The 26,256-nt window shown below is 68.6% G+C and carries 19 protein-coding genes and 1 pseudogene; 6 read left to right on the forward strand and 14 right to left on the reverse strand.

Features of this window, described 5'->3' with window-relative positions:
* Positions 1 to 32 precede the first annotated feature (32 nt).
* A complete protein-coding gene (locus tag STRIP9103_RS39240) occupies positions 33 to 6,299 on the reverse strand; it encodes a DNRLRE domain-containing protein (protein WP_009337249.1) in 6,267 nt (2,088 codons plus the stop codon).
* Positions 6,300 to 6,538: 239 nt separating this feature from the next.
* On the opposite strand from STRIP9103_RS39240, the pseudogene STRIP9103_RS52440 reads away from it, so the two are divergent.
* A pseudogene (locus tag STRIP9103_RS52440) lies at positions 6,539 to 6,750 on the forward strand (FmdB family zinc ribbon protein).
* 193 nt (positions 6,751 to 6,943) lie between these two features.
* On the opposite strand, the gene STRIP9103_RS39245 reads toward STRIP9103_RS52440, so the two are convergent.
* Both STRIP9103_RS39245 and STRIP9103_RS39250 read right to left on the reverse strand, forming a co-directional pair.
* Positions 6,944 to 8,278 (reverse strand): hypothetical protein, encoded by a 1,335-nt coding sequence (locus tag STRIP9103_RS39245; RefSeq protein WP_009337278.1) that lies wholly within the window; start codon positions 8,276 to 8,278, stop codon positions 6,944 to 6,946.
* Between the two features lie 26 nt (positions 8,279 to 8,304).
* A complete protein-coding gene (locus STRIP9103_RS39250) occupies positions 8,305 to 8,784 on the reverse strand; it encodes an LOG family protein (protein ID WP_048821806.1) in 480 nt (159 codons plus the stop codon).
* A gap of 529 nt (positions 8,785 to 9,313) precedes the next feature.
* Here STRIP9103_RS39250 and STRIP9103_RS50365 point away from each other — a divergent pair.
* The 3 genes from STRIP9103_RS50365 to STRIP9103_RS39260 are packed head-to-tail and all read left to right on the forward strand — an operon-like array spanning position 9,314 to position 10,298.
* Positions 9,314 to 9,580, forward strand: a complete 267-nt coding sequence (locus STRIP9103_RS50365) for a hypothetical protein (protein WP_141595519.1) — start codon at positions 9,314 to 9,316, stop codon at positions 9,578 to 9,580.
* A gap of 2 nt (positions 9,581 to 9,582) precedes the next feature.
* Positions 9,583 to 9,807 carry a hypothetical protein gene (locus STRIP9103_RS39255; RefSeq protein ID WP_086019380.1) on the forward strand — a complete coding sequence of 75 codons (225 nt, stop codon included), beginning with the start codon at positions 9,583 to 9,585 and terminating at the stop codon, positions 9,805 to 9,807.
* 23 nt (positions 9,808 to 9,830) lie between these two features.
* Entirely contained in the window at positions 9,831 to 10,298 is a 468-nt protein-coding gene (locus STRIP9103_RS39260; protein ID WP_048821807.1) for a DUF6415 family natural product biosynthesis protein, read from the forward strand.
* Positions 10,299 to 10,845: 547 nt separating this feature from the next.
* Here STRIP9103_RS39260 and STRIP9103_RS39270 read toward each other — a convergent pair.
* The 3 genes from STRIP9103_RS39270 to STRIP9103_RS39280 all read right to left on the reverse strand — a co-directional run bounded on the left by STRIP9103_RS39270 (position 10,846) and on the right by STRIP9103_RS39280 (position 15,501).
* A complete protein-coding gene (locus tag STRIP9103_RS39270) occupies positions 10,846 to 11,664 on the reverse strand; it encodes an HAD family hydrolase (protein WP_009337210.1) in 819 nt (272 codons plus the stop codon).
* The gene (locus STRIP9103_RS39275; protein ID WP_048821810.1) at positions 11,664 to 14,201 is read right to left on the reverse strand and encodes a phosphoribosyltransferase; all 2,538 of its coding nucleotides are present in this window, start codon (positions 14,199 to 14,201) and stop codon (positions 11,664 to 11,666) included. The genes STRIP9103_RS39270 and STRIP9103_RS39275 overlap by 1 nt, the downstream gene beginning before the upstream one ends.
* A gap of 133 nt (positions 14,202 to 14,334) precedes the next feature.
* Positions 14,335 to 15,501 (reverse strand): HpcH/HpaI aldolase/citrate lyase family protein, encoded by a 1,167-nt coding sequence (locus STRIP9103_RS39280; protein ID WP_009337244.1) that lies wholly within the window; start codon positions 15,499 to 15,501, stop codon positions 14,335 to 14,337.
* A 200-nt stretch (positions 15,502 to 15,701) separates the two neighbouring features.
* Here STRIP9103_RS39280 and STRIP9103_RS39285 point away from each other — a divergent pair, with 200 nt between their 5' ends.
* Positions 15,702 to 16,523 carry a TerD family protein gene (locus STRIP9103_RS39285; protein WP_009337274.1) on the forward strand — a complete coding sequence of 274 codons (822 nt, stop codon included), beginning with the start codon at positions 15,702 to 15,704 and terminating at the stop codon, positions 16,521 to 16,523.
* A gap of 57 nt (positions 16,524 to 16,580) precedes the next feature.
* On the opposite strand, the gene STRIP9103_RS39290 is transcribed toward STRIP9103_RS39285, so the two are convergent.
* From STRIP9103_RS39290 to STRIP9103_RS39325, 8 genes are all read right to left on the reverse strand, one after another.
* A complete protein-coding gene (locus tag STRIP9103_RS39290; protein WP_009337267.1) occupies positions 16,581 to 17,318 on the reverse strand; it encodes a TerD family protein in 738 nt (245 codons plus the stop codon).
* A 162-nt stretch (positions 17,319 to 17,480) separates the two neighbouring features.
* Positions 17,481 to 18,626, reverse strand: coding sequence for a DUF475 domain-containing protein (locus STRIP9103_RS39295; RefSeq protein WP_009337283.1), 1,146 nt, complete (start codon positions 18,624 to 18,626; stop codon positions 17,481 to 17,483).
* A gap of 137 nt (positions 18,627 to 18,763) precedes the next feature.
* Positions 18,764 to 19,339 carry a TerD family protein gene (locus STRIP9103_RS39300; protein ID WP_009337240.1) on the reverse strand — a complete coding sequence of 192 codons (576 nt, stop codon included), beginning with the start codon at positions 19,337 to 19,339 and terminating at the stop codon, positions 18,764 to 18,766.
* Positions 19,340 to 19,543: 204 nt separating this feature from the next.
* Complete coding sequence (locus STRIP9103_RS39305; RefSeq protein ID WP_009337247.1) at positions 19,544 to 20,419, reverse strand: SgcJ/EcaC family oxidoreductase; 876 nt, start codon at positions 20,417 to 20,419, stop codon at positions 19,544 to 19,546.
* 5 nt (positions 20,420 to 20,424) lie between these two features.
* Positions 20,425 to 21,048, reverse strand: a complete 624-nt coding sequence (locus STRIP9103_RS39310; protein WP_100244103.1) for an MPN domain-containing protein — start codon at positions 21,046 to 21,048, stop codon at positions 20,425 to 20,427.
* A 215-nt stretch (positions 21,049 to 21,263) separates the two neighbouring features.
* Positions 21,264 to 21,839, reverse strand: coding sequence for a TerD family protein (locus tag STRIP9103_RS39315; protein WP_009337254.1), 576 nt, complete (start codon positions 21,837 to 21,839; stop codon positions 21,264 to 21,266).
* A 112-nt stretch (positions 21,840 to 21,951) separates the two neighbouring features.
* Complete coding sequence (locus STRIP9103_RS39320) at positions 21,952 to 22,410, reverse strand: peroxiredoxin (protein WP_009337272.1); 459 nt, start codon at positions 22,408 to 22,410, stop codon at positions 21,952 to 21,954.
* A 139-nt stretch (positions 22,411 to 22,549) separates the two neighbouring features.
* On the reverse strand, positions 22,550 to 22,996 hold the full coding sequence (locus tag STRIP9103_RS39325; protein ID WP_009337216.1) for a DUF3052 domain-containing protein: 447 nt from the start codon (positions 22,994 to 22,996) through the stop codon (positions 22,550 to 22,552).
* A gap of 401 nt (positions 22,997 to 23,397) precedes the next feature.
* On the opposite strand from STRIP9103_RS39325, the gene aceE reads away from it, so the two are divergent.
* Complete coding sequence (gene aceE / locus STRIP9103_RS39330; protein ID WP_009337220.1) at positions 23,398 to 26,145, forward strand: pyruvate dehydrogenase (acetyl-transferring), homodimeric type; 2,748 nt, start codon at positions 23,398 to 23,400, stop codon at positions 26,143 to 26,145.
* The last annotated feature ends 111 nt before the right edge of the window (positions 26,146 to 26,256 follow it).

Consider the following 26,256-nt stretch of genomic DNA (forward strand, 5'->3'; position numbering starts at 1 on the left):
ACCGTGCACTCACCGGTTATGTTCGTGACCGGTTACTTCTTCTTGCAGTTCTTGTTCTTCTTGCTCACATTGCCCGGATAGGCATACCAGGTGATGCCCAGGCCGACGTTGGCTCCGACGGTGAAGACGAAGCAACCACCGCGTTCCACCGCGCTGTTGACGTGGTGCACGGACCACCAGGTGTAGGACCAGGCGAGCAAGGTGCAGCCGACCTTCGCGACCGCGTACGGGATCTGCGAGCACGCGTATGCCTCGGCGATCGCGACACCCGCGCCGCCCATGGTGGAGATGTCCTCCTTGATGATCTTCGTCTTCTGCCTGGTGAAGTAGAACTTGCACTCGAACCTGTAGCCGCTCCAGGTCCAGCCCCGGCTGCACTTACGGACCCACGAAGCCTGCCCGGACAAGTCGTACTGGTTCCCGGGGTCCTGGTTCGCGTAGTCGTACGCGGTGGCCGAGCCACCGTACACCGGGTCCGTCTGGAGGAACCGGCCGGTCGATGGGGTGTACATGCGCACGCCCATCAGGACGGCGTCCCCGCCCGCGGTCTCGGCAGAGCGCTGCTTGGCGCCGAGCCACCCGTACCGCTCGGTCGACTGACCGGCCCGGGGGTTGCCGTACTCGTCGGCGTCCAGGGCGGTCGGTGCGACTGAGGTGTCCAGCGGGAGAAGCAGCGCCACGTCACCGTGGATGGTGGTGAACTGGAGCGTCACATCGCCCGTCGCGCTCGTGGTGGCCGCGAGGTCACCGGTGAGCGAGCTGACGTTGCGGGAGACAGCGCCGGTGGCGGTGTCCTCCACGATCCAGCGTGGGTTGTCGTCGTCCCCGCCGTAGTGGTTGACCTTGGACGCGGTCTGCGTCCAAGTGCTGCCGTCGCCGGACTCGACCGTCCAAGAGCTGAACCGCTGGGCGGGGTCGAGCTGCCAGGTCTGGCGGGTGCTCCCGGTGGTCTGCCGGTGGACCAGGTCGTTGGTGTAGTAGTCGAGCGTGCTGCCCGGCTCGGTGGTGGTCCGGCCGAACTCGTCGTAGGCGTACCCGGAGTCGACGAGGCGGTCGGCGCTGTCGTAGGAGTGGTTCGCGGTAGTGGCTCCCGAGGTGGAGCACGCGGCGCCGGGCGTGCCGACGGCGGTGCTCAGGGAGGTGCGGTTGCTGCGCTTGTCGAAGGTGTAGTCGCGACGGGTGCAGACCGTGCCGACGGTGTCCTCGACGCTGGTCAGCCGGCCGGCGTCGTCGTAGGCGTAGGTCTGGTCGGACCAGCCGGCGTGGGTGACGACCTGGCCGTGCACGGACTCGCTGACGGTGTCGCTGTAGACGAGTGTGCCGTCGCTGTCGCGGGTGTACGTGCGGTTGGTGATCTCCCCGTCCGGGTTCTCGGACTGAGTGAGGGTGTAACCGCCAGGCAGCTTCTGGCTGCTCAGCGAACCGTTGGCGTCGTAGGTGCCCGTCATGGCGCCCGCCACCGAGTCGGTGACCTTGACCGCCAGGCCGCGCGGCTCGGCGGAGTGGTCGTAGGTGTAGGTGACGGTGGACGGGACGCTGTCGCTGACCTTCACGAGCCGGTTGAACAGGTCGTACTCGTAGGTGGTGGTGCCACCCTCGGCGTCCTTGTACGAGATCAGACGGCCGAGCTTGTCGTACGCCTTGGTGATCTCACCCGCACTGGAGCTGATCTTCGTGACCTGTCCAGTCGCCGGGTCGTACTCGGTGGTGGTCGCGGGGACCGCCTTGCCGATGCCGTCCGTCGTCGTCACGGTCTTCGGCCGTCCGGCCGCGTCGTACGAGGTCGTGGTGGTGCGGGCCGCGCCGTTCGCGGTGTCGGTGGCCTTCGTGACCTGGCCGTAGTAGCCGTACTCGTAGGTGGTGTCACGCAGTTCGGAGGGGTTGGAGCCGCCGCCGGTGATGGCACCGGCCGGGCCGGTCCAGCACACCAGGCCGGCCCATTCGGGCCTGCCTTCGCACGAGCCGGTTCCGTCGGCCTTCCAGTACTCGGTGATCCGGGTGGCGGCGTCGTTTCCGGTGCCGTCGGGGAGGACCTGGGAGACCACTCGGCCCTGGGCGTCGTAGTCGGTGGAGGTGGTCAGGTTCAGTCCGCCGGAGTCCTGGATGTGGAGGGTCGGCAGGCCCTTGGCCCAGTCGTACTGGGTCTCGATGACCCGCTTCTCCGCCATGATCGAGTAGTAGTCGCGGATCCGGGCACCGGTGATCTCCAGGGTCACCTGGTTCTTGACGCTCGCGCTGCCGTCGGTGGGCCGCCCTTCGTCGTACTCCTTGACGGTCCACGACCGGGCCGGAACCGAGGTGCCCGCCTCGACCAGGACGGTGTCGCCGTCCTTGAAGTCCTCGGTGAGGGTCGCCCGGTGGATGGGGCCGAACTCCTCCGTCTGGCGGGTGCCCGACTCGTTGAACAGCCAGCGGGTGGAGAGCAGTTCGGCGCGCTCGGCGCTGTCGAGGTGGGAGATGCCCAGCTCGGCCAGCTCGGCCTTGTCCTCGTCCGTCTTGCCGAGGGCGAGGATCCGGTTCGACGCGCTGAGCTCCCGGACGGTGTTGCCGAACCGGTCGTACTCCGTGGCGGTGATGTGTCCGCCCGGGGCGGCGGTGTTGGTCCGCTCCCCCGACACACCGAGGTAGTGCACGCCGGCCCGACGGTAGTCGGCAGCGGCGAGACCGCTCCCGGAGTGCGACGACGGGGCGCTGTCGGTCGGGAAGAGGGCGGTCGCGTCCATGGGCGCGTCCGCCTGACCCCATGCGGCGACATCGCTGTTGCCCATGGCGTAGGGCGCCTTGTCACCGGTCAGCGGCACGTCGTAGACCACGTACGAGGTCGCGGTGCCCTCCTCGGTGTCCGCGGTGCCCTGCTTCAGCCCGCTGCGGGCCATCTTCAGCAGCATGCCCTCGCCGGCCGCGGCCGAGTCACCGGCCGAACCGTAGGTGAAGGTGTACGGAAGCTGCCCCGACGGCTGCAGCCAGGTGATCCGGCCCTCGTGGTAGGCGTACTGGGTCTCCGTCTGCTGGCCGACCCGCGGGTCCCAGGCCTGACGCAGCCGGCCCTGAGAGTCGTAGCGGTAAGTGGCCACGGTGGTCGGGGTCGCGACAGCCGCGCCGGGCTCGGTGGCCCACACGCGGATCTCCTGCACCTGACCGGCGAAGTAGCCGAACTCGGCGTCGGACTGCGTGCCGGTGGCCGTGGTGGTCGTGGCGTAGATGTACTGCAGCACCCGGCAGCCCTTGGTGGCCGGTGTCTCGCCACACGTGGCCGCTGACACCGCCGACGTCGGGGCGATGACCAGGGTCGGACGGGCGAGCTGCTTGCCGTCCACCTCGACGGTCTCGGAGACGACCGTGTTCGTGGACTGGGAGACGCCGTCCACCTTGGTGGTGGCGACCTGCCAGGTGGTGGCCTGCGGGTCGGGCTTGACGAACTTCGTGCTGGTGCCCTCGGTGTCCGTCAGGGTGAAGGTGCCGCTGAAGGCGCCGATGAGGGTCAGGCTCTCCGAGCCGGGCTCGGGGATCCAGCCGTCCTGCGCGGCGTTCGCGGTGAAGTGGATGGCGTCGCCCTGAGCCGTCACCACGTCGACGGCCGTGTCGGTGACCTTGCGGAGGTGGTTGTAGGCGGAGTCGGTCGCCTCCGCGACCGTGCCGGATGCCCACTCCTTGCCGAAGATGGGCGCCTGTCCCTCCTGCTGGGCAGCCTGGTCGGGAACCCTCGACGAGGCGCTGCGCGTGACCGAGAGGCCGAAGGCCGAGGCGTCGGTGGCGGAGAGCGTGTAGTCGCCGGTCAGCAGGTTGAGCTCACCGGGGCCGACCTGGTCGGTGGCGGCTCCCTCCGCGTCGCGGTCGACGACGACGGTCAGCGGCTCGCTGCTGCCGGAGGCGCTGCCGGGGCCGGTGAAGTCGGCCTTGATCTGGATCGTGCCGTCGGGGTCGACGGTGTCGGTGGCCTTCCACACCAGTGCGGAGTTCTTGCCGTTGGTCAGCGGCACCGGCCACGCGGCCAGCGGGTCGCCGCCGGAGGTGACGTGGGCCTTGGGGATCTCCGCCCAGTCGTCGGCCGCGGAGCGGCGCCAGAAGAAGGAGACGCTGTCGTACTTCTGTCCGTCCGTCTCGACGGCCAGCTGCAGCCGTCGCGCGGTGTACTCCCCCTCGGTGGGGGTGATGAACCCGCCGGGACCGGCGTGGAAGGTGTACTCGAGCGGCTCGGACTTGTTGTCCGCCTTGTCCACCGACCGCACCTGGAGGGTGTGGGTGCCGTTCTGCGGCGGGGTCACGCTGATGTCCTTGTCGGCGGCGGCGCCGTCCGTGGTGACCTTGGTCCAGGTTGCTCCATCATCCAGGGACCACTCCAACCACTGGTGGTCCGAGCCGGAGGGCAGGGTGACCGTGAAGGTGCCGGCCTCGCCCTCGCCCTTGACCCACTGGCCGCTCGGATAGTCACTGGAGACGATCTTCGCCGGGGCGGAGGGGGCGCTGGTGTCGACGGTGAACGTCTTCCACGCCGACCAGTCGAGGTTGTAGTGCACCCCGTCGTACGGCGAGGTACGGAACTTGTAGGTCTTGCCGTTGGTCAGCAGACCCGAGGGAACCTTCACCGACGCCGGCAAGCCGGAGGCCACGAAGTCGGAGGTCAGGATGTCGCCGACCTGTGAACCGCTGGTGAAGTCGGCGACCTGGAAGGCACCGAGGACCGTGTCACCGTTGACGTCGACGAAGGTGTCCCGCAGCGTCGGCGTCGTGGTGTTGACGACGTAGTCGCCGCCGTAGGAGAAGAACGGCGGACCGGCTTCCCGGTTGGTGCCCGTCTTCGGACGGAAGTTGTACGTCACCGTCAGCTTCGGCGGGTTCGTCGCCGCGTTGGCGGAGTTGACCTGCTTCCACTGCGCCTGGGCCGCCGAGATCGAGCGCAGACCCATGTGCGAGCGGGTGTTCTTCGCCGAGGCCCAGTCCTGGACCAGCGTGGTCACGTTCGCGTTGATCCAGCCGTCGCCGCCACAGGCGTCCCGGCCGGCGGTCTCGGTGGACTCCGCGTACTGCTGGATCCACTCCGGCTGAGCGGTCCACCGGGAGGAGGTGGACGCCGCGCCGGTCGCCCATACCGTCCACGGCGCCGCGGCGCAGTCCGTGTTGCCGGAGTGGAAGTTGTACAGGCTCAGCTTCGCGTCCGACACGAGCGCGTCACGGACGGGGGTGGTGTCCCAGGTGATGAAGGAACGCGCGTAACGGGGTGAGCCGTCGGCGTTGACCGTGCCCGGGTTGCCCAGGTCGAGTTCGGTGTCGCTGGACCAGTCGACGGTCTCGCCCTGCTGGACGTAGGTGTCGAAGACGTTGGACAGCGAGGAGGTGGACGGGTCGACGGTGACCGGGTACTGGGTCTTGGGGTCCGCGAGGAACTTCGCGTCCGGGGTGACCAGCAGGTCGACCGCGCCGCCCTTCTTCTTCACCACCTTCATCTTCACCGGCACCCGGCGGGTGTGCTCGCCGGAGCGCTCGTCGACGGTGGAGTCCCACATCACTGGCGCGGGCATGACAGCCCGTTTCTTGTTCTTCTTCCCGCTGGTGAACAGCACGCTGCCGTCCTTCAGCTGCTTCACCTTCAGGCCCTCGGCCTGCAGCGGGAGGGTGTACGAGAAGCCGTCCGTCGAGGGCTTCTCCTTGATCTCAACGTACTGCTCAAAGCCGGTACGCGTGGCCTCGACCACCACGTCCGCGCCGGGTACGGCGTTGACGTACTCCGCGCGTGTCCCCTTGACCTTCGGCGCGGGCAGTCCGCCCTTCCACTGCAGGGTGATCTGCTCGTCACCCTCGCCGAGCGTCACCAGATCGACGGCCTTGGCGTCCTGCGCCGCCTCCAGCGACTTCGCCGGAGTCCCCGTCTTCCCCGCCAACGCCAGCCCGTTGGGGTGCGCCACGGGCTCGACCCCACCGCCGGACTCACGCAGCTTCACGTCGACGTCGACCCACTTGCCGTCCCGCTCGAAACGGACCGGCCCGGCCGACAGCTCCGTGGTGAGACTGCCGTCCTTGTTGACCCACGTCGTCGACGTCTCGGTGCGCTCCGACAGCGCCTCGACACGTTTGCCCGACAGTCGGGCCGCCACTTTCGCCGACGCGATGTCGGCTGCCTGGGGCGCCGCCGCCTTCTTCTTGGGCGCCTCAGGCACCTCAGGTGGTGCCGCTACCGCGTTACTTGTCGCGTTGACCAGGCTGATCGCCGTTGCGAGCGCGAGACCACCGGCGAGGGAGCGAAGTCCCGCGCCTTGTCTGGGCCTTTTGCGCTGCCGTGCCAGAGATATCCGAGGTTTCATAGCCCTCAGCCCCCTACAGATCTAAAAGGATCACTTATGTGATCTTCATGTGAAGGTATCGCGTAAGTAAAGACGCGAAATCCCCCCTTGTCAGACCAAGATCGACTTCACGAAAAGTAAACATCTTGTGATCTATTTCACTCGCTCGCGGCGTACCTCTGAAGGGACCGGGAAGCGTGCCTGACCAGCTGAAACTTCCCGTGATTCTGCTGTGCCCTCGGCGGCGTTAGCCTGTCGCCATGCCTCGCTGTGAGTGCCGTTGTCGGACCTGCGGCGACACCTTCGAACGAGCCGTCAGATTGCCGAGTGTCCGCCCCCGCAGACTGTCCGTCGTGCCACTCAGCTACCGTCACTCCTGTCGACAGTCGCTGTGGGCTGCTCCGCCACGGCGCCCACGACCGCGCCTCGGACAGGCGGCGGTGGCGGATGCAGCGGCAGCTGGTGCGGTTGACCAACACACTGCCAACAACAGCTCCCGAGCCGTGCGTGTTCACCCCGCTCTCGTCGACATGGCTCCAGCCGCCGTCCACGCACACCTGCCTGTGACAACGCGGGAGGCACCACTGAGGAGGAAGGCGACCGTCGGCCACCGGCTTTTGGGCGCTGCGGTGTCGATGGCCTTGAAACGGCCTCAGCCGGGCTTGTCAGGACCCCAGCACATCCATGAGGTGATCATCAAGATCCGCCACCCAGTCCTCCCGCCGCCACGGCCGCAACTCGTGCCGAACCCGTCGCAGTCGCAGCGCCGGCACGCGGCCTCCCGTACTCGACGCCTCAGCCACGCACTCGTGCAGCAGGTCCGCCGCGGCGTGGGGTTCACCGAGCCGGATCCGAGCCAGCGCCTGGTCGGTCGTGACGATCGCCCGCTGCACCTGCTCGCGGGGCGCCGACAGCGCCACCGCTGACCGGGCGAACCGGTCATGCGCCGCCGACGGGTCCCCGACGTACAGCTCGCACACACCCTCGAAGCCACGCAGGTGGGCCGGTGAGAAGCTGGCCGGAGCGGGGTCGTCAACGTGGTCCGCTTCCATGTCGTACCAGGCGAGACCGAGCGCGGCCTGTGCCTGCCGCTCATGCCCCGCCCGTGCTGCCAGCTCCGCCTGGAGGGCGTGCGCCCGAGCCCGCACCAGCGTGCTTTCTCCCGTGCGCGCGGCACGCACGGCTTCGTCGACCAGGCGCCGCGCGCTATCCAGGCCTTGCTTGGAGTAGAGGGTCGTCAGCGCCTGACTCATGTGCACGATGGCCTGCCGCCACGGCTGTGCGAGACACTCCGCCTCCCGCGATGCCTCGGCGTACAGGGCACGCGACACGGCATCGTCCCTCGTCTCGAAGGCCAGCCGGGCTGCCAGCGTCATTCCCGCGACCGCCACGCTCCGCAACTGCGGCACGAGAGGCTCCGGAACCGGCCCCGCGAGGAGGCACCGCGCGGCCTCCACCCCCGGCGCAAGCAGCAGTTGGAGCCGCACCATCGGCAGCGAGCCGACCTGGGCGTTGACATCTGCCACGACCGAGGCGAGCCCGGCCAGGGTCTGCTCGTCCGTGCACGTCGGATTCGTCAGGGCGGCGGCGAGGCCGACATGGGCGCCAGGTGCGAGGAGTGCGAGCATGCCGCCACCGGCGTCGGTGGCGGCGCGCAGCACGGTGGTGCGGAGTTCGGCGGTGCGGCGCTCGCTCTCACCGAGCAGCCCGAGCGCGTGGAGGTACTCGGCGAAGTCACTGCCGGAGCCGAGAACAAGGCCGCCTGCCGGGGTTCGGGCGTAGAGGTGGGCGAGGAGGAGCTGATAGCGCTCGTCGGGCATCGTGGGCCGCGCAGCCTCCCATCGGGACACCGACCTCTGGACGCTGGTCACGGCGGGGAGGGCGGGCTGGTGCAGTTCGTCGGCCAGCGTGATGAGGGCGCGAGCGAGCGCGGCAAGGGACAGGCCGCGACGCTTCCGCAACGCCTTGAGTGCTGCCGCCCCTACGGCTCTGTCCTCCATACCGCCCATCGTGCAGCAACAGACTGCTACACGGGGACAACGAGGTGTGGTTTCCCCCGATCGCGTGTGTAGTTGAGGGTCTGCCAGGTGCCGGACGTGAGTTGTCCAGCTCGGGGGAAACCGATGGTCATCTCGGTGCGGTCGACCATCCACCTGTTCCGGGCGTGAAAGGCGGCGGTGCACAATTCGTCGGCGCCGAGCTCCACGATCTCCTTGATGCGGTCGCGAACTCGGGCGATCGTCTGCCGGGCTTCGGCAGGCTGCTGGTCGACCGTGCCTGGGACGACGACCGTGAGATCGGCCGCGGTGTTTCCAGCGAGCCACAGCAGCGACAGGGAGTCGATGCCCTTGGCGCCCCCGACGTAGAAGTGGTCCCCTTTGGCGAAGGGGCAGAGATAGTCGGCGAAGAGCTGGGCGTACTCGTCGAGGCTCCTGTGGCTGGTGTTTCGGGTGCCTGTGATCGTCACCGCACGAGTCAAGATCCACTCCGTGTCATAGGTTGTCATATCCCGCCCTTGGGTTCACTGCTGGGATCGTCTGCGTGTGGACACCAGCGCCCTGCGACAACTAACCGGTCGCCTGGAGAGAATCGGTCTCCGGGTCGCCATGGACGAGGCCGGGCCACGGCTGAACGTCATGAATCCCTCAACAGCCGCCTCGCCGAAGAGATTGTCGCTGCCGACGGCCGATACGTCACCTCGTTCGACTACGAGATCGGCATACGCGGAGACGAAGCGGCATGCGCGGAGCACATCGCGCGCATCCTCACCGCCAGCGCCACACCTGGAGCACTGGCGTGAGCGTGAGCACCAGCCGCTGCCGCACGGCCAGGACCTCCGCCTCCACTTGCACGACGCCCCTCGCGTCATGCCGCACGAGGCGGCCACCACCGCCGTACAGCCGAAGTGACAAGTAACAGACCCGCCGCACAGAAGAACCCTGGCGACCGCTAGCGACGGTCCCAGGGCGCGGCCTGAACGGAGCAGATCGACAATGCACCTTCTATCACACGCCCTCGCTTGGGCGAGAGCACTCTTGTTCGGACCGCCCAAGTCCGGCCGTACCTCCCGCAGCACGGTCCCGGAGGCTAACCGCACCGCCCACGACACCTACCCGTCGCCAGGAATGTGGGGCGCGATCCTGGCCGGGGCACGCCGTCGCCGGGCCCCGCACCTGTGGCCGTCCCCCGAACTACCCGCCGTCGAGGACGACGCGATCACCAGCGTCCTGGTTCGCGCCTACGTGCTGCAGGAGGACGAGCGGACCCGGCGTCTGGCCTCCCCGCTGAGGGGGGCACGGTGACGATGCCCGGGTACGAACCGAAGCTCGGCGACACCGTCGAGGACACCGGCTGCAAGAGGGTCGGCAAGGTCATGGGCTTCGAGGGCCCGTACGTGCAGCTCCGGCCGATCGCGGGCGGCATCGAGTGGGACGCGTGCGCGGAGAAGCTGAGGCCGCTCACCGTCGTCGAGGCCCTTGGCGCGGGCATGGCGGTGGTCAACGCCCGGTCGAGGGGTGAGCGGCTGTGAGCAACTTTCAGAGAACTGGTTCGATGGCGCTCACGGGCCAGCGCTGGGAGGGCTTTTTGGCCTATACCTTCAAATGCAAGCGCTGCGCCACGATGCCGGTCGGCCAGGGCTGCGTGGAGGGGGACAGGGTGCGCCGCGGTCTTCCGGCGGATGCGGCGCGCCAGGTCGAGGGCGCCCCTGTGGAGTCCCTGCCCGTGGACACCGAGACGATGCGCGCTACCACAGCCCGTCTGCTCGCCGAGGACGCCGAACTGCCCACCACCGGGGAGCTGGACGACCCGGCACTGCTGATCCCCGAGGTCGAGCGGGCCGCCTGCGCACTGCCGAACGACAACAGGCCGAGGGCGCGTGCGCTGGGCAGGGTGAGTGAGGCCCGCGCGCGCCTGGGCATCAAGCCGGGCCGGACCCCGGCGGGCCAGATGGTCCATGCCGAGCGCCTCGCCCGCTCGGTGATCTGCCTGCTCGGCCATCTGGAGAAGCTGGGGGGGTGAGTGCTCGTGAGCGTGGAGTTGTCGGCGGAATGCGCGCTCGGGCAGAAGCTCGACTACGCGGACGTGTACAAGGAGTGCGCCCAGGGAGTGGTGCCTCTTTCCCATGGGATGGGCATTCTCCTTCAGTGGCAGTGCGGTTGCCCGTGTCACCCGGCGAAGAGGCCTCAGAAGGTGAGGCGGCCATGATCTGCGTACGCTGCCAGCAGCCCATCCAGGACGGCGAGGACTACGAGTCACACATCCCGCACGTGGCGACAGGCGCCGCGCCAACCGTGTACCTGCACATAGGCCCGTGCAAGCGGGTGCCGTCTCAGACGTACCCGTCCCGGGCGCCCAAGCGCCGCTGAGAGCCCCTGCTGTCGGAACCCGGAGCTCGGCGCCGGTGGCAGGACGGGCCGCCCCACGTCCCCATCCGGGGTGGCCTGGGCCCGCCGCCGGTTACCCCTGTGCGGACGGCGGGCTTCACGGCCTTCAGCCGTAGGCGGCAGGTGCCGGGGAGCACCTACAGGAACGAGTCACGTCCGCGGACGTGACCACGAAACCCCGCTCAATACTCCCGCGCAGCCTTCAGGAACTCCCTGAGAATCCGCTCCCCCGCCATGACCCCCCGCTCGGGAAGAGCGGTGACCTCCGGCCCGACCCACCCCGCGTCGGCCAACTCCCCATGCCCGGGCCGCCAGCCCCGATCCGCCGCCAGCAACAGATCCGCGTCCAACAGGGAGTCCCCCGCGGCCACGGTCAACGCGGCCCCGGTCCGCCGCGCGACCTCCCGCATCGCCGCCGACTTGGTGAGCGGCTTCGGCACGGCGTACAACTTGCGCCCCTGAAGGGACACGGTCCAGCCCCGGTTCTCGGCCCACACCGCCAGCTCCTTCACCCAGTCCTCGGGCAGCAGCTCCCGCTCGACGACGAGATAGGCGAACAACTCCTCCGCGACCCGCTGCTTGCGCACCCAGGCCGGATCGGAAGTGGCCATCAGACGATCCCGCACCTCGTCCAACGGCGCACACTCATCGGCGAGCCGAGCCGTCACGCTCTCGTACCAGGCGACGTCGGTGACGCCGTCCACCAGCAGATGCCCGCCATTCGCACAGATCGCGTACTTCGGCGTGGGCCCCGGCAGATTGATCCGCTGGTACTGCTTGCGCGTCCGGGTGGTCGTCGGCACGAACACCGCCGCGTCACTCAGATCGGCGAGCAGCTGAGCGGCGGTCTCGGTCATGTAGGACAGCGGCTTGCTCTCATGGACCTCCACCGTGAGCAGCCGGGGCGCCCGCGCGTCCGGCATGGTCAACGCGAGAGCGGCGGACGAATAGATGAGCGTACGGTCGAGATCGCTGGCGACAAGCACCTGGGGCCCGGACATCAGACGGCCACCGCCTTGCCGTCGGCACCGGTCGCTCCGCGCGTGAACCTGGGATGGATCAAGCCCACGCAGGTGTACGGCAGTTCCGCCACCTCTTCCACCGGTACCCCTCTCTGTTCGGCGAGCAGACGTACGTGGTCGAGGTCCGCGCCCGCCCCGGCCCGCGCGAGGATCTTCCACGGTACCCGGCGCAACAGCACGCGAGTGGTCTCACCGACACCGGGCTTGACCAGGTTGACGTCATGGATCCCGTACTCCTCGCTGATCCGCTCGACGGCCGCCCACCCCTCCCAGTTCGGCGTGCGATCGGCGGCCAGCAGCTCCTTGGTACGGGCGTCGACGGCGTCCACGACGTCACCGAAGGACGCGGATATGACGTCCAGGAAGTCCACGGAGACATCGGCGCCGGCCAGCTCCCGATAGAACTTGGCGCCGTGGAAGTCGTTCGGCCCGACCAGGTCCGACCGCAGCACGGTCCGTGAAATCAGCCCGGAGACGGTCGAGTTGAGACAGGCGGACGGAATCAGGAAGTCGTCGCGAGTGCCGTACGTCCGCACACACGACCCGGGGTCGGCCAGCACGGCGATCTCCGGATCGAACCCGGTGATCCCGTCCGACTCCTCGAACTCCAGCAGCGCGGCCGCGAGTTCACGTGTGATGGCGCCCTTGCCGGTCCACCCGTCGACGAAGACGACATCCGCCGGGTCATGGTGCGCCGCCAACCACCGAAGCGCGTTGGCGTCGATCCCGCGCCCCCGCACGATGGAAACGGCGTAATGCGGCAGTTCGATCCCGTGCCGACGCGACGCCCAGCGCCGCATGAGCACCCCCACGGGCGTACCCGCACGCGCCAACGACACGATGACGGGCCGCGACGACCGCTCGGCGAGCACCGTCTCGGTCACCACCCCCACAGCCACCGCGATCCGCTCCGCGGACTCCTCGAGCGCGCTGCGGAAGAGGGCCTGGTACTGCTCGCTCGGCTGGTACTCGACCGGCAACGACTCGGCGTAGTGGGCCCCACCGCTCTGGATGGCCTCCTCCCGCTCCTCGGTGGGCGCCTCCAACGTCACATCCGACAGATCCTGCAACAGCCACCCCACCTCGTCCGGCGCATAGGAGGAGAACTCGGGGCCACGGAGGGGCTCGGGGAGCATGGGGGACCTTTCGGAGTGGTGCGGGGTGGAGTGCGTTCCCACCAGGGGGTACCTTCCTTCCGCCGCGACGGCGCTCGACCGGGACGGCGCGTCCCGGCCGTGCCGAACCGGTGGGACGTACGACGGCACGACGGCGAGGAGCACGCTCGGTGTGTGGGCGGCGAGCACGGCCAGCAGGCCGTCCTCCGCGTGCAGCGCGGGTGTGTCGGCGACCGAGTCGACGACCACCACGACCGCGTCGAACCCGGCCCCGGCCACGTTGTACGCGTACCGCTCCCCGGGCCCGTCCGCGGGCTCGTCGTGCGCGGGGAAAACGATCCGGCTGCGTATCGCGTAGCCGGGGTCGTCCACGGCGAGCACCGGCGACCGCGTGGTGGTGGAGAACCGTATCTCCGCCTCTCCCGCAAGCCGCTCCAGCTCCCGGGCCAGACGCAACGGCGCGTACATCAGCTCTTCGAACCCGAGCACGAGCACTCGCCGGGCGCCCACCGGCAGCGCGTCGGCGACCCGCGCGGCCATCCCCGGCAGCGCGCCCTCCAACCGCTCCCGGTGCGCGGGGGTGAACCCGTGCCGGCCCCCGTCGGGCACCCCGACCGGCCAGCCGAGCTCGACCCGGGTGACCCGTGACGTCCCGTTTCCCCGGGCCACACCCTCAGCCGCGGCCTCGTACTCCGCGACCAACGCCTGCCCCTTCTCCAGCACCCCCTCCGGCAGCCGCACGGTCCCTTTCGCCGCGGCCACCAGATCCACCCGCGCCCCGATCTCCCGGGCGAACTCGGCGAGGCGCCCCTGGTCGGCGGCCGACCTCATGTCGACCAGCGCCACGACGACGTACCGCTCACGCGGATACCGCTCGTGCAGCGCGCGAATGGTGTTGAGGACGGTGTTCCCGGTGGAGAACTCGTCGTCGACGAGGACCAGCGGCCCCCGCCCCGCGAGCAGTGTGGGGTCCTCCGGCAGCAGCAGATGCGACGTCGCGTGGGAGTGGGCCTCCTCGAAGCCACCGGCCTGGTCCACACCGTCGACCGGCCGCCGGGTGGAGTGGAGGTAGGGCGCGTCGCCCACCCCGTCGGCGACGGAGTGCCCGAGCCCGGTGGCGGTCTCGGCGTACCCGAGGACGACGGCGCCCCGTGCCCCGTCGGCCCCCAGCAGCTCCCGTACCCGCCGCCCCAGCCGGAACCCGGCCCCGTACACGATGTCCGGCGACTGGGGCACATGCTTGCCGAGCACGTTCGACACCAGCAGATGCGCCCGCTTGGGGTTGCGCCGCAACGCCAGCCCCAGCAGAGAGCTCAACTCCTCGTCGCCCACCAGCTCGACGCCGAGCCGCTGGGCGACCCAGGTCCCGGACCAGATCGTGTCGTTCACTGCGTTAGTCATCGATTCCTTAGACGGTACGACGCGGATGCGGACGTAGGAACTCGAACCGGCACTCGAACCGGCACCAGAACCGGATCACGAACCGGATCTCGAACCGGATCTCACCGGCTCTCCACCGGGTCCCAGTCGTCTCTCAGTCGGGCAGACCGGCGGCCAGCAGGTCCACGAACCCGATGTCCTCCCTCGCCACACCGAACACCTCGGCGCGCTGCAGAACCCTTTCGGCCCAGGCGCGGTGCGGCTTGACCTCGTTCATCTTGTTGCGGGAGGCGGAGCGCAGGACCCCGCCGCCGTTGCGCTCGGGCCGCAGGATGTCCTGGGCGTCGCCGAACTCCTCATGGCTGACCACGGACAGCGCGTGCACCGGCAGGACGTGCGAGGGGTGGATGCAGGTCTTGCCGAGGAGCCCGTTGGCGTGGTCGAGGGAGATCTCGCGGAGCAGACCGTCGAGGGCGTGCTCGATGAGCGCCTCGCGCAGATCCGCGGCCCGGTTCGCCACGAAGGGGCTGGTCCGCAGCTGCGGCTTGAACATGCGCTCCTGGACCCGGAAGTACTCCCACACCGGCCCGGTGACGGTGAACCCGGTGCCGTCGGCCCGCCCCAGCACGTTCACCACGTCCGCGATCACCGAGGCGACGATCTGGACGTCGTACGCCGTCATGTCGGGCGCCCGGCGCAGCGCGTACGAGGAGCAGAAGTCGGTGACACCGAGGCGCAGCGCGAGAACGCGGTCGCGGTACTTGTCGACGGTGTGGGCGATGCCCTGGAGGGCATCTACACGCGTCTCCCTGTACATCAGCTCCGGCGACTCCAGCACCGGCATCGCGAAGAGCCGCCGCCCGCTCGCCGACTCGGCGGCGGTCAGCGCCTCCAGGAACGCGACACCGCGCTCCTCGGTGAACTTCGGCAGTACGAATCCGGACAGCAGCCGTACGGTGGGGCCGAGGCGCCGTACGAGGTCGGGTATCTGCTCGGGGAGACGGACCCTTATGAACAGCAGCGGAAGCTCGACGTCCGGTCGCCCGGCGAGGTCGGTGAACTGCCTGACCAGGTTCTCCTCGGCGCCCACGACCTCCGCGTCGTCGATCGAATCCTCCAGGCAGAGCACCATGGAGACCACTCCGCGCCCGGCCTGCTTGACGATGTCGTCGGCCAGCCGCTCCCGGGTGGCGGGGCTGTACAGCGTGGCACCGAGGGCGACGGCGAGCACGCGGGCCGGGGAGTCCGAGTGGAACTCGACCGGCTCCCGGTGGAAGAGGCGCTGGCGCTCCTCGGGGGCGAGGTGCCCGAAATGACGCATAGGAATCCCCGTGACTGCTGGACGGCCGACCGTGAACGTGGCCGGTAATAGTACGTACAAAGGTGTGTCATCAGTTCCCGCCGGGCGTGAAGTTCTGGTAACCCGGCCATGGCAGGCATACGACGGTTTCATCCGACTTCATCCGACGCTTCGTCGCCCCCGCGTTGTCGTGATCAGGACCGAGAAGGCAGGATGACCGCATGACGCACGCGATGCTGAAGGGGTCGAACGTCCCGATCGAAGCCACGGCGGTGCGCGCCGTGCTGCGCTGGGCCCCCGGGCAGGGCGCCCCGGTGGTCGACGCCTCGGCGCTGCTCCTCGGCCCCGACGGACGCGTACGGTCCGACGAGGACTTCGTCTTCTACAACCAGCCGCGCCACCCCTCCGGCAAGGTGTGGCGTCTCGGCCAGAAGCGCGTGGCCGAAGGCCTCACCGACACCATCCAGACCGACCTGGCCGGTGTCGAGTCCGCCGTCAGCCAGATTCTCATCGTGGCCTCCGCCGACGACGTCACCTTCGACCGCGTACGTTCCCTGTGCGTCCTCCTCTACGACGCCACGGTCCCCGACTCCGAACCGCTGGCCTACTTCGAGATCAAGCCCGAGACCGGCGAGGAGACGGCCCTCATCTGCGGCGAGCTCTACCGCCGGGGCGGCGGCTGGAAGTTCCGCGCCCTGGGCGAGGGCTACACCAACGGCCTCCAGGGCCTGGCCACCGTCTACGGCATCTCGGTCGACGAGTCGGAAGCGGCAGCCGCCCCGCCCACGCCCCCGACCCCGGAACCATCGGCTCCCCTCCCCCCGGAGCAGCCCGCCCCCGGCGTCCCGTCCCAGCCCGCGTACGGCTATCCCCCGGCCGCCCCCACGCAACCGCCGGCCCAGCCGGCTTACGGCTACCCGCACCCCACCCCCGCGACCACGGCGGCCCCGGCCTACGGCTACCCCCACCAGCCGACAGCGGCCCCGGCCCTGGACCCGAACTTCCGCCTGCCCCCGCAGGGCCCGCAGTTCATCGGCCGCTGAGGGGCTGGTAACCGGGGGGCAGGTGGTCTTTCAGGGGCTCGGGGAACCGGACGAGGCTCAGCGTTCCGCCTTGCTCTTGTATCCCCGCCCCCACTGCAACCCCCACCCGTACAACCGGTCGAGCTCCGACTGGAACCCGTAGACGAACTTCACTTCCCGGCGCACGATGATCTCCCCCTTGACGTTCTCGATCATCACCACCGCACAGGACCGCGCCTGCGAGTGCCGCTCGTCCAGCGGTATCTCGATCCGCGGCCCGTTGCTGGGGTACAGCGTGACGACGGCGTGCGTACGGTCGAACGCCGGCGTCTGGTCGTAGATGTAGACGAAGACGAGCAGCCGCTTGAGGTCGTCCCGGTGGTCGAGGTTGATGTACATCGTCTCGCCGGACCCCGACCCGAACCGGTCGTCGCCGCTGAGCCGCATGTACGGCGGGTCGTTGATGTCGCCGAGGAAGCCGCCCAGTGGCTGGACGACGCCCTTGGTCCCGTCGGCCAGCTCGTACAGGCAGCCGAGGTCGAGGTCGACGTTGACCATGCTCTGGCTGTGCGCCTGCACGGGCTCCGGCCGCAGCGCCTGGAAGGGATGCCGCAGCACACTCTGCCGTTTGGGCCCGCCGATGTCGGACGTCCGCATCCGCCAGGAGAGATTGACCCGCAGATGTCCCACCGCGGCGTTCTGCTTGCTGAGCGACACCTTCTGGTGCCGTTTGGTCAGCTCGATCGCATTGGTCGCGGCGTTGCCCGCGTCGAACTCCGAGGCCCGCCCGCCGAAGAGGTTGTCCAGGAAACCCATGCCCGCCCCACACCTGCCGTGTCCGTCGTCGCGTCAACCGCCGCGGGGCGGCCGACGGTGTCCTCGTCGACCGCCCCGCTGAGAGCGTTCCCTCACCCGTGGGGCCGTCACACTCCGGAACCGGTCACACCGGCCCGGGCGCCGCCCTACGGGGTTTCCGGGTCAGACCCCGGAGGAGACCTCCGCCTTCTCGGCGGAGTCAGCTTTTCCCGCCTCGGCCTCCAGCGCCTTGTTGCGGCGGACGGAGGACCAGAAGGAGGCGCCGATCAGGACGACGCCGATGAGGCCGGTGATGATCTCGTTGATCTCGTACTGGATGGTGACGAGGAGGATCGCGGCGAGGGCGCCGATGGCGTAGTGGGCGCCGTGCTCCAGGTAGACGTAGTCGTCGAGGGTGCCCTGGCGGACCAGGTAGACGGTGAGGGACCGGACGTACATGGCGCCGATGCCGAGGCCGAGGGCCATCAGGACGATGTCGTTGGTGATGGCGAAGGCGCCGATGACACCGTCGAAGGAGAAGGAGGCGTCCAGGACCTCCAGGTAGAGGAACATGAAGAACGCGGCCTGGCCGGCCAGGGCGACGGCCGATCGCGGCTTGCCGCTGCGTTCGGCCTCTTCCTCCTCCTCGTGCTCACGCTCCTCCTCTTCCTCCAGCTTGTCCTCGAAGTAGCCGGAGAGGCCGCCGACGACGAGATAGGTGATCAGACCGGCGAGGCCGGAGATCAGGACCGTCTGGGCCTTGTCGACGTGGGCGCCGCCGTGCTGGTGGGCGTTGGTCGCGAAGGTCATCGAGGTGATGAGCAGGACGACCATCGCGATACAGGCCGACAGCATGTCGACCTTGCCGAGTTTGGCCAGCGGGCGCTCCAGCCAGGCGAGCCACTTGATCTCCCGGTCCTCGAAGACGAAGTCCAGGAAGATCATCAGCAGGAACATGCCGCCGAAGGCGGCGATCGCCGGGTGGGCGTCGGTCACCAGCTCCTGGTAGCGGTCCTTGTCGCTGAGCGCGAGGTCGACGGCCTCGATCGGGCCCAGCTGGGCGCTGATGGCGACGATGACGACGGGGAAGACCAGCCGCATGCCGAAGACGGCGATGAGGATGCCGACGGTGAGGAAGATCTTCTGCCAGAAGGCGTTCATCTTCTTCAGGATCCCGGCGTTGACCACCGCGTTGTCGAAGGACAGCGAGATCTCGAGGATGGAGAGGATGGCCACGATGCCGAAGGCCGTCCATCCTCCGAACAGAACCGCTGCGACCAAGCCGAGCGCGGTGACCGCGAACGACCAGCCGAAGGTTTTCAGAACCACTGGCTACCCAATCGTGTTAGTACGGGGCTCCCCCGCGCCACGCGCGGCTTTACGAAACTTTGAATCCGAAGTCTAGTCGGGTGCCCCGCGCACCCCATGCGGCCCCTGCTTTTGCGCATATTGCGCGACGGGATGCGCTACGACACGTTCACACCGAAGTCCAGTGCGATGCCGCGCAGACCGGACGCGTACCCCTGTCCGACCGCTCGGAACTTCCACTCCCCGCCATAGCGATAGACCTCGCCGAAGATCATCGCGGTCTCGGTGGAGGCGTCCTCGGAGAGGTCGTAGCGGGCGAGTTCCTGGCCGTCGGCCTGGTTGACGACGCGGATGAAGGCGTTGCTGACCTGGCCGAACGTCTGGCCGCGGTTGTCCGCGTCATGGATGGAGACCGGGAAGACGATCTTGTCGCACTGGGCCGGCACCTTGGAGAGGTCGATGATCAGCGACTCGTCGTCACCGTCGCCCTCACCCGTCAGGTTGTCCCCGGTGTGCTCGACCGAGCCGTCCGGGCTCTTGAGCTGGTTGTAGAACACGAACCACTCGTCCCCCAGCACCCGCCCGCCCTGGCACAGCAGCGCGCTGGCGTCCAGGTCGAAGGGGGCGCCGGTGGTGGTCCGGACGTCCCAGCCGAGCCCGACCATCACCTGGGTGAGGTTCGGTGCGGCCTTGGAGAGGGAGACATTGCCTCCCTTGGCAAGCGTGACGCCCATGGTGCTGGTCCTCCCCTGGGGTGAAACATCTGCGGTTGTCCTACACGTCCGGCGCCGCCCGTAAACGGTGCGGCGCCGAACGAATGTCGCAATCAACGGCCATGGGGAAGGGCCGAGCGCTGTTGTTCCACCGGTACTCCCCCGCGTCCACCGCCGACCATACCTCCGGTCAGGTGACACGCGGGGGAACGACGCCGGTCGGGGTCACCAGGGAGCCGGGCCTCCGTAGCCGTGCTCGGAGAGGTCGAACCAGTTGCCCTCGGGGTCCATGGCCCGGTACTCGGCGAACGGGCGGTCGGTGAACCGTTCGGCGGGCTTCGGAGTGCCCGCCGCCACCAGCGCTTCCGTGGTGGCCGCGGTGTCCTCGATGTGAAAACCGAAGTGATTCACACCGGTCGGGGTGTCGCCGTCCAGCCTGTGCTTGATGAGAGCGAGGCTCAGATACCCGTCGGAGAGGAAGCAACTGCCGTCGGGGTCCCGGTGGAAGAGCCGCATGGAGAACACCGTGGAGTAGAAGTCGGCCATCCGCTCCGGATCCCGGGCGACGATCGCCAGATGCCGCAGCGCGGGACGCCGGACGCCACCGGCGGGCTTCGACGCGGCCGGCGTCTCCGGCGCGCTCGCGGCCTCCTGTGCGAGCGGGGACTCCTGTGCGAGCGGGGACTCCTGTCCCTTCGGGGACTCCTTCGGGGCGGCCGGGACCATGTTGTGGAAGGCGATGATCGTCCAGGTGCCGTTCGTGTCGCGTTCGACGACCGCCAGGGCGTCGGTGGTGGCCAGTTCCGTGCCGTCCGGAGCGCTGATCGTGGACGCGGCGTCGACCGTCGCCAGGTCCGGGCGCGGGTGCCGTACGGACCGGACCCGGGCGGTCAGACGGGTCGAGGCGTACCGGGTGCGGAACAGTTCGGCGTGGCCGGCCTCGATGCCCTTACGGCCGGCCGGTTTCTCCCCGCGTACGGTCGTGAAGTCGCAGTCCGGCGCGAAGACCGACGCGAAGAGCGCCGCGTCGCCTTCCGCCCAGCCCCGGGCCATGGTCTCCCAGAGGGCGTGGATCTGTGCGTCGTCGTGGGTGTTCGCCATCGTCGTCAGACTCCCGTCGTGGTTCGGGTGCGGATACGCAGGGGAAGTTCGGTGCCGCCGCCGGGAGCCCAGGCCGCGAGCGCGTGGTAGAAGACGTCGCCGCGGCGTTCCAGGTAGCAGATGATGTTGAGTGGCCACCCCGTTTGACCGAACACATGTCTGTCCATGGGGGTGGGCCGCTCGCTCAGCACGAGGCCGCGTTCCCGTGGCGGGCCGAGGCGGTGCCAGTCGGGGTGCATATGGATGGAGCCGAGCAGTTCGAGGCCGAGGGCGTCGGCCTCCCGGGAGGCCTTGAGCAGATCTCCGGAGTCGATCCACCAGGCGCGGTGCTCGTTCTCGTACGCGGCTCCGAAGCGCGGCACGATCGTCTCACTGAACTCCAGCAGGGCCGCCGGATCCGTCCTGCGCGCGTTGCGGCCGAAGGCCACCCGTTCGACGTGGAGGGTGGTGTGCCCGGGCCCAGGGTGCTCGGCGCTGCCGAGCAGGAGCGCGAAGCAGGGCAGCGGGGGTTCGGGGGTGATGAGCTGGTACTCGCCGACGGCGGCGGCCAGGAACTCGTCGAGCGCCTCGTCGTCCATCAGGACGGTGGGGAAGGTGTCCGCGGAGTCCTCACCCGATAAGTCGGGCATGCCTGACATGGTCATCTACTCCGTTGCTTGTGGGGGGTGGTCGAGTGGGGAGCCCAGGGACGGACACTTCAAAGTTGCAGTACCTCGCTCGACGCATGGGGAAATCCCTCTGTGCGAAACAGACATGGGCCCGGATTCGGACCGACCACGGGCAAACGAAGAGCCCCCCGACCGGTTTCCCGGGCGGGGGGCTCTTCGGCCCGTCAGGGTATGACTCAGACGTTCACACCGAAGTCCTGGGCGATGCCGCGCAGGCCCGAGGCGTAGCCCTGGCCGATGGCGCGGAACTTCCATTCGGCGCCGTGCCGGTACAGCTCGCCGAAGACCATGGCGGTCTCGGTCGAGGCGTCCTCGGAGAGGTCGTACCGGGCGATCTCGGCGCCGCCGGCCTGGTTCACCACGCGGATGAACGCGTTGCGGACCTGGCCGAAGGACTGCTGGCGGTTCTCGGCGTCGTAGATCGAGACCGGGAAGACGATCTTCTCGATCTGGGGCGGGACGGCGGCGAGGTCGACCTTGATCTGCTCGTCGTCGCCCTCGCCCTCACCGGTGAGGTTGTCACCGGTGTGTTCGACCGAACCGTCCGGGCTCTTGAGGTTGTTGAAGAAGACGAAGTTGGCGTCGGTGCCGACCTTGCCCGTGCCGTCCAGCAGCAGGGCACTGGCGTCCAGGTCGAAGTCGGTGCCGGTCGTGGTGCGGACGTCCCACCCCAGACCGACGATGACCGCGGTCAGGCCCGGAGCCTCCTTGGTCAGCGATACGTTGCCGCCCTTGCTGAGGCTGACTCCCACGAGTCCTCCCTTTGGTTTCAGGGGCGGGGAGCCCCGTCGTGCGTTGGTATCGGATCAACGAGTCGATCCTAGTGACGGGTTCCCGTTCGCCGCAGGCCTTGGCGCCGACAAATCACAGGGTGTCGAGGGCGGCGACGTACTCGTTCAGGTCACGGGCGTCCGGCAGGGCGTTGACGACCGTCCAGCGGACCACGCCCTCCTTGTCGATGATGAACGTGCCGCGCACCGCGCAGCCCTTGTCCGCGTCGAACACGCCGTAGGCGCGGCTGACCTCGCCGTGCGGCCAGAAGTCCGACAGCAGCGGGTACTCGAGGCTCTCCTGCTCGGCGAAGACGCGCAGCGTGTGGATGGAGTCGTTCGAGACGGCCAGCAGCTGCACGTCGTCGTTGACGAACTTCGGCAGGTTGTCCCGCAGCTCGCACAGCTCCCCGGTGCACACCCCGGTGAACGCGAACGGATAGAACAACAGCACCACGTTCTTCTCCCCCCGGAAGTCCGAGAGCTTCACCGTGGCACCGTGGTTGTCCTTGAGCTCGAAGTCGGGGGCCTTGTCGCCGACCTGGATCGCCATGATTCTCCTGCGTCCCTTCATGGACTGTTCGGGGGGCCCAGCCTACGCAGCAGACAGAACACCCCTGGAAGGTGGCCCCGAAGGGCACCCTCCAGGGGCGCGGGCTCTCAGGCGGACAGGCCGCCCCGAAGGGCCGGGTTCACCTCTTGCCGCCGCCGGACTTGGCCGCCTTCGGCGTCACCAACCGGCTCCCACTCCAGTCCTTGCCGACGCTGACGCTCTTCGACGCGGACAACCCCGCAGTCGTCGCGGCTTCCGAGATGTCACTGGGCTCCACATAGCCGTCCCGCCCGGTCTTGGGCGTCAGCAGCAGGATCGAGCCACCCTCCTCGATGTACGTGGTGGCGTCCACCAGCACATCGGTCAGATCGCCGTCCTCGTCGCGGAACCACAGCACGACGGCATCGGCCACGTCGTCGTACTCCTCATCGACGAGATCGCTGCCGATGACTTCCTCGATGGCCTCGCGGAGCTCCTGGTCGACATCGTCGTCGTAGCCGATCTCCTGGACCACCTGCTCGGGCTGGAACCCCAGCCTCACGGCAGGGTTCGTCCGCTCCTCCGCGTGGTCCGCGGTCGCGCTCACGGGTTGCCTCCTGATCATGTTCGGGTGGGGTTGCCCCCGGGGAATCAGCCACGCGCGTACGCGAAGCGTTGGCCGTAGTCCACACGGGCGGGACGGATCGCGCAAGTACCCAGCCTCGGAGACCGCCGAAACGGTGACGATCCGGGCTGTGTCACCGCAACTCCCTGCGTGGATTCACAGCTCCAGGTGACGCACGCCACACCGATATGCCCGATTTGCACATTCCGCAACCATCCGGGAGCACGATAGCCGAACGGCTTTACTACCTTTATCCCGCAAGCCACCGTCCCCGTTACCTCTCAGTAGAGGTGACGTAGACGCGCCCGAGGTACACGATGGGGAACGGTGCAGGCACCCATAAGAACCCATGAAGAGTGGCCCTCTGACAGCTAAGGAACAGCGTGGCTTCCGGATCCGATCGCAATCCGATCATCATTGGCGGCCTTCCGAGTCAGGTCCCTGACTTCGACCCCGAGGAGACCCAGGAGTGGCTCGACTCGCTCGACGCCGCCGTGGACCAGCGCGGCCGTGAGCGCGCGCGCTACCTGATGCTCCGGCTCATCGAGCGAGCCCGCGAGAAGCGCGTGGCCGTGCCCGAGATGCGCAGCACGGACTACGTCAACACGATCGCCACCAAGGACGAGCCGTTCTTCCCGGGCAACGAGGAGATCGAACGGAAGATCCTCAACGCGACCCGGTGGAACGCCGCCGTCATGGTGTCGCGCGCCCAGCGGCCCGGCATCGGCGTCGGCGGACACATCGCGACCTTCGCCTCCTCCGCCTCCCTCTACGACGTGGGCTTCAACCACTTCTTCCGGGGCAAGGAGGAGGGCGACGGCGGCGACCAGATCTTCTTCCAGGGGCACGCCTCCCCGGGCATCTACGCCCGCGCGTTCCTCCTCGACCGGCTCGGCGAGCCCCAGCTCGACGCCTTCCGCCAGGAGAAGTCGAAGGCGCCCAACGGTCTGTCCAGCTATCCGCACCCGCGGCTGATGCCGGACTTCTGGGAGTTCCCGACCGTGTCCATGGGCCTCGGCCCGCTGGGCGCGATCTTCCAGGCGCGCATGAACCGGTACATGGAGGCGCGGGGCATCGCGGACACCTCCAAGTCGCATGTGTGGGCGTTCCTCGGCGACGGCGAGATGGACGAGCCGGAGTCGCTGGGCCAGCTCACGCTCGCCGCCCGCGAGGGCCTCGACAACCTCACGTTCGTCGTGAACTGCAACCTCCAGCGCCTCGACGGCCCGGTGCGCGGCAACGGCAAGGTCATCCAGGAACTGGAGTCGGTCTTCCGGGGCGCCGGCTGGAACGTGATCAAGCTGGTCTGGGACCGCACCTGGGACCCGCTGCTCGCCCAGGACCGCGACGGTGTGCTGGTCAACAAGATGAACATCACGCCGGACGGCCAGTTCCAGACGTACGCCACCGAGACCGGCGCTTACATCCGCGACCACTTCTTCGGTGACGACCACCGACTGCGCGCGATGGTCGAGAACATGACCGACGACCAGATCCTGCACCTGGGCCGCGGCGGTCACGACCACCGCAAGATCTACGCGGCGTACAAGGCGGCCGTGGAGCACAAGGGCCAGCCGACGGTCATCCTGGCCAAGACGATCAAGGGCTGGACGCTGGGTCCCAACTTCGAGGGCCGCAACGCCACGCACCAGATGAAGAAGCTGACGGTCGCCGACCTCAAGGGCTTCCGCGACCGCCTCCACCTGCCGATCTCCGACAAGGAGCTGGAGTCCGGCCTGCCGCCGTACTACCACCCCGGGCGGAACTCGGAGGAGATCCAGTACATGCACGACCGCCGGAAGTCGCTCGGCGGTTACGTCCCCACACGTGTCGTGCGCGCCAAGCCGCTCGCGCTGCCGGACGACAAGACGTACGCGGGTGTGAAGAAGGGCTCCGGTCAGCAGTCGATCGCCACCACCATGGCGTTCGTACGGCTGCTGAAGGACCTCATGCGGGACAAAGAGATCGGCAAGCGGTTCGTGCTGATCGCGCCGGACGAGTACCGCACCTTCGGCATGGACTCGTTCTTCCCGAGCGCGAAGATTTACAACCCGCTCGGCCAGCAGTACGAGGCGGTGGACCGCGATCTGCTGCTCGCGTACAAGGAGTCGCCGACGGGCCAGATGCTGCACGACGGCATCTCGGAGGCCGGCTGCACGGCCTCGCTGATCGCCGCCGGTTCGGCGTACGCGACGCACGGCGAGCCGCTGATCCCGGTCTACGTCTTCTACTCGATGTTCGGTTTCCAGCGCACCGGCGACCAGTTCTGGCAGATGTCCGACCAGCTGGCGCGCGGTTTCGTCCTGGGCGCGACCGCCGGTCGTACGACGCTGACCGGTGAGGGGCTGCAGCACGCCGACGGCCACTCGCAGCTGCTGGCGTCCACCAACCCGGGCTGTGTCGCGTACGACCCGGCGTTCGGGTACGAGATCGCGCACATCGTGAAGGACGGTCTGCGCCGGATGTACGGCGAGACCGCCGACGGCAAGCCGGGCGAGGACGTCTTCTACTACCTCACCGTCTACAACGAGCCCATCCAGCACCCGGCCGAGCCGGAGAACGTGGACGTCGAGGGCATCCTCAAGGGCATCTACCGCTTCAGCGCCGGCGAGTCGGGCTCGATCCCGGCGCAGATCATCGCCTCCGGTGTCGCGGTGCCGTGGGCGGTCGAGGCGCAGCGGATCCTCGCCGCCGAGTGGAACGTCAGGGCGGATGTCTGGTCGGCGACCTCCTGGAACGAGCTGCGCCGCGAGGCGGTCGAGGTGGAGCGGTACAACCTGCTGCACCCCGAGGAGGAGCAGGGCGTCCCGTATGTGACGAGGAAGCTGAGCGGCGCGGAGGGGCCGTTCGTGGCCGTCTCCGACTGGATGCGGTCGGTGCCGGACCAGATCTCGCGGTGGGTGCCGGGCACGTACCAGTCGCTCGGCGCGGACGGCTTCGGCTTCGCCGACACCCGGGGCGCGGCCCGGCGCTTCTTCCACATCGACGCCCAGTCGATCGTGGTCGCGGTGCTGACGGAGCTGGCCCGCGAGGGCAAGCTCGACCGCTCGGTGCTGAAGCAGGCCATCGACCGGTACCGGCTGCTCGATGTGGCGGCGGCCGACCCGGGTGCCGCGGGCGGCGACGCGTAAGCGTTGTGTTGACAGCGGTGTTGTGTTGACAGCGGTACAGACCGCCGCATAACACGCTTGTCGGTGTCAAGGGGTGGTGAATCTCCGGGTTCACCACCCCTTCACGTTTTC

It is taken from the genome of Streptomyces ipomoeae 91-03 (genome assembly GCF_000317595.1).
GTDB lineage: Bacteria > Actinomycetota > Actinomycetes > Streptomycetales > Streptomycetaceae > Streptomyces > Streptomyces ipomoeae.